Source organism: Fodinibius sp., from assembly GCF_041642155.1.
In the GTDB taxonomy this organism is placed as follows: Bacteria; Bacteroidota; Rhodothermia; order Balneolales; family Balneolaceae; genus Fodinibius.
This window is the reverse complement of the sequence record NZ_JBEPWZ010000326.1, coordinates 1-3,149: the sequence shown is the minus strand read 5'-3', so window position 1 is coordinate 3,149 and position 3,149 is coordinate 1. Positions and strand designations below refer to the sequence as shown.

Genomic DNA, 3,149 nt, shown 5'->3' with positions numbered 1-3,149 from the left:
AATCGTCATAAAAAATACGCTCCTGTTCTCTTTTTTATCGGTGGATTTATCTGGGATAGCCTCACGCTGGGACGTATTGATGGCTGGTACAGCAATACGGTGCTGTTTTTATATCTGATAGGCCTAACCATCTGCCTTTATATTTTCAATTTGGTTGACGACAATCACTGGGATGGCACCTTTCTCAAACCCTACCAGGAGTATGCTCCTCTGGCTGTCCAATTCTTTTTAGGGGGACTTTCAAGCGCTTATGTCATCTTCTTTTTTCAGAGTGTCAGCCTCACCAAAACCGTGGTCTTTTTTCTTATTTTAGTCGTGCTTTTGCTGTCCAACGAGTTGCTCAAACACCGCATTTCCAACAAGTACCTGCAGTTTGGGGCGTATCTTTTTGTGACCTTTACCTTTTTTACTTTTTTTCTTCCCATTCTTATTGGACAGATGAGTACGAGAATCTTCCTTATTTCGGGACTGCTGGGATTAAGCTGCACCGCGTTTTTAGTCGCTTATCTTTATTTTAGAAGTCCCTCTACCCGCACCGAAATAAATGGATGGAAGATTACGGGCTTATTGCTGGCCATTTATCTGTTTATTAACGGCTGCTACTATTTCAACCTGATTCCCCCGGTCCCCATGTCACTGCAATCGGGAATGCCGGCCTATAATGTTCAAAAAACAGATGGTTCCTTCGAAGTTACGTATGAAAAGCCGAATACCCTGTACCGCATCTGGGAGACCCATAGCCAAACGTTCCATTACACCGAGGACGACACTGTTTTTGTCTACACCTCCATCTTTGCTCCCACCGATCTCAAGAAATCGGTCCAGCATGTCTGGCAAGGGCTGGACCCCGGCACCAACAGCTGGCAAACCAGCGACACCATAAGCTACGAGGTTATAGGAGGACGCAAAGGAGGGTTTCGGGGATTTACCTATAAAACCAATATCCACCCCGGCCACTGGCGCGTGAATGTGACCACCACAGAGGGGCTTGTGTTGGGATCCATTGGCTTTGAAGTGGTTCGCGACAGTACGTTTGACAGGTCGGAATTGACCACGCAAATATTTAATTAACAATCAAAGTCTCAATTCTCCTTAAAAACCCTTATATTCGGTGTACATTCTAAGAACAAAAAAACTGATAGTATTTTGCCTAAAGTAAAAAACGGTGACACCGTAAAAGTACACTACACTGGAAAGTTAACTGAAGACGGAACTGTTTTTGACAGTTCCCGCGAACGCGAGCCGCTTGAATTTACGCTGGGAGAAGGACAATTAATCCCCGGTTTTGAAGAAGCCGTTATCGGTATGGAAGAAGGCGAGGATACTACTATCGAGCTTTCCTCTGAAGATGCCTACGGTGAGCGGCGCGAAGATTTGGAACTCGAAGTTTCAAAAGATGATCTGCCCGACAACATAGAACCGGAAGAGGGCATGCAGCTACAGATGCAACAGCAGGAAAACGGACAGGCTATTCCTGTTCAAATTACGTCTGTAGAAGATGAATTTGTTAAGCTTGATGCCAACCACCCGCTGGCTGGCCAGGACTTAACCTTCGATATTGAGCTCGTTGAGCTGAAAAGCTAACCATGAGCCTCAATTTATTTTATTGTAAAAGCCTGGATTCGGGAACCCGAGTCCGGGCTTTTTTATATGCAAGGAGGTCCGATCACACATATTTCAAAGCCTTCTGTCACTTCATTTTGTCATTGGCTTGGCGAACAGTCCGCAGCAGATCTGACATCTGACTGTCACTTCTCTAACGGACCGGGTTTTCATACCAAACGACCCCCAGTCCATCCCCCTCTTCATTTTCATCATTGGTTAGTATGTCGAGATCCCCATCGGCGTCCAGGTCAAGCAGGTTGACCAGGTCGAATTTCCGCCCTTTCAGGGAACCGGCCTTGTAAAACGTCCAGTCCCCGCCGAACGGATCATCCCGGTATGCCCCCCAGATGACGCTGTATTTTCCGTGCTCTTTATATTCCTCGTAGGGCAAAGACGCAACTGCTCCGCGTTCTTCAAAGGAAAGAACAATATCGGGATTACAATCCAGATCCATATCCCCTGCAGCCACCGCCTTGCCCCGCGATCCGGCCCAATCCGGGTATGCTATGTGATGCTCCTTCCACCGGCTGCCCGAATCCCGCCGTTGTTCAAACAACGTCAGGTGAGCGGTTAGATCCGGGACGATAATATCCTTCAGCCCATCACCGTTGAGGTCCGCCCACTCCAGGAACATCGGCTCCCCCTCATCCACCCCGATCATGTGAGATTCCCACTCAGCGTAGAAATCCGGCGCAGCGGGACCCGGATTTTCCAGCCAGCGGACGCCCGTTTGCGTACTGAACTTTCGGTCTGATATCAGCAGGTCACGGTGCCCGTCTCCATTCATATCGGTAACTTTGATAGACATAATCCACCCTGCCCTGCTTAGCGGATGGAATCGCCACGCCGAAACATCACGCGGATGTTCCGGAGCTTCCAACCAGCCTACCAGGGCCCGGTCATCACCCTCCTCCCCCCTCTTTCTCTTCGAACCGATAATGATATCCCGTCCATGCTGCCGGTCCATGTCCGCCGGCACGGCAAACATCCATGCGCTCCGTCCCGCTGCCGCCGGCACCGGCTGCGATTGCCACTGATCCGGATCCAGATAATCATCCGCCTCATCCGGTGCCCAGTGGAACACAATCGCATTTGTATTTCCCTCGGAAGCGGTAACCACATCCATTATGCCATTGCCATCCAGATCCATAAACAGCGCATCCTCCACATCCGGGGAAGGCAGGGTTACATATTCCCATGACTGAGCCGTATCGACCCGGTCTTCCCCGGGATTGATATAAATACGTGTTTTACCGCCCTCCTCAAAACCACTTACCAGGTCCGGAAAGCCATCCCCGTTCACATCAGCCCGTTTTACGCCGTCGGACCCCGACAGAGGATACTCATCTATGGAATGCATCGGCCAGGGCCGGCGGTCGTAAATTGCGCGGTTTGGATCGGATATGGGGGTGCAATCGCTATCGTTGTCAGACTTTCGCGCATATTCAGACGAGAGGAATGGAGCGTCCGTGTCCGTCGTATGGGAAACAGACTGGCCGGACGCTGCAGCAGGCGCCAGGCACAGCGAGAGTATCACCAGGGCG

The 3,149-nt window shown here is 50.3% G+C and carries 3 protein-coding genes; 2 read left to right on the top strand and 1 reads right to left on the bottom strand.

Features of this window, described 5'->3' with window-relative positions; genetic code table 11:
- Both ACESLU_RS13455 and ACESLU_RS13450 read left to right on the top strand, forming a co-directional pair.
- Positions 1–1,071: DUF2914 domain-containing protein (locus ACESLU_RS13455; protein ID WP_372639145.1), on the top strand; the 1,071-nt coding region annotated here is incomplete at its 5' end.
- Positions 1,072–1,146: 75 nt separating this feature from the next.
- On the top strand, positions 1,147–1,584 hold the full coding sequence (locus ACESLU_RS13450) for a peptidylprolyl isomerase (RefSeq protein ID WP_372639144.1): 438 nt from the start codon (positions 1,147–1,149) through the stop codon (positions 1,582–1,584).
- A 172-nt stretch (positions 1,585–1,756) separates the two neighbouring features.
- On the opposite strand, the gene ACESLU_RS13445 is transcribed toward ACESLU_RS13450, so the two are convergent.
- A partial coding sequence (locus tag ACESLU_RS13445; protein ID WP_372639143.1) for an FG-GAP repeat domain-containing protein occupies positions 1,757–3,149 on the bottom strand: 1,393 nt, incomplete at its 5' end.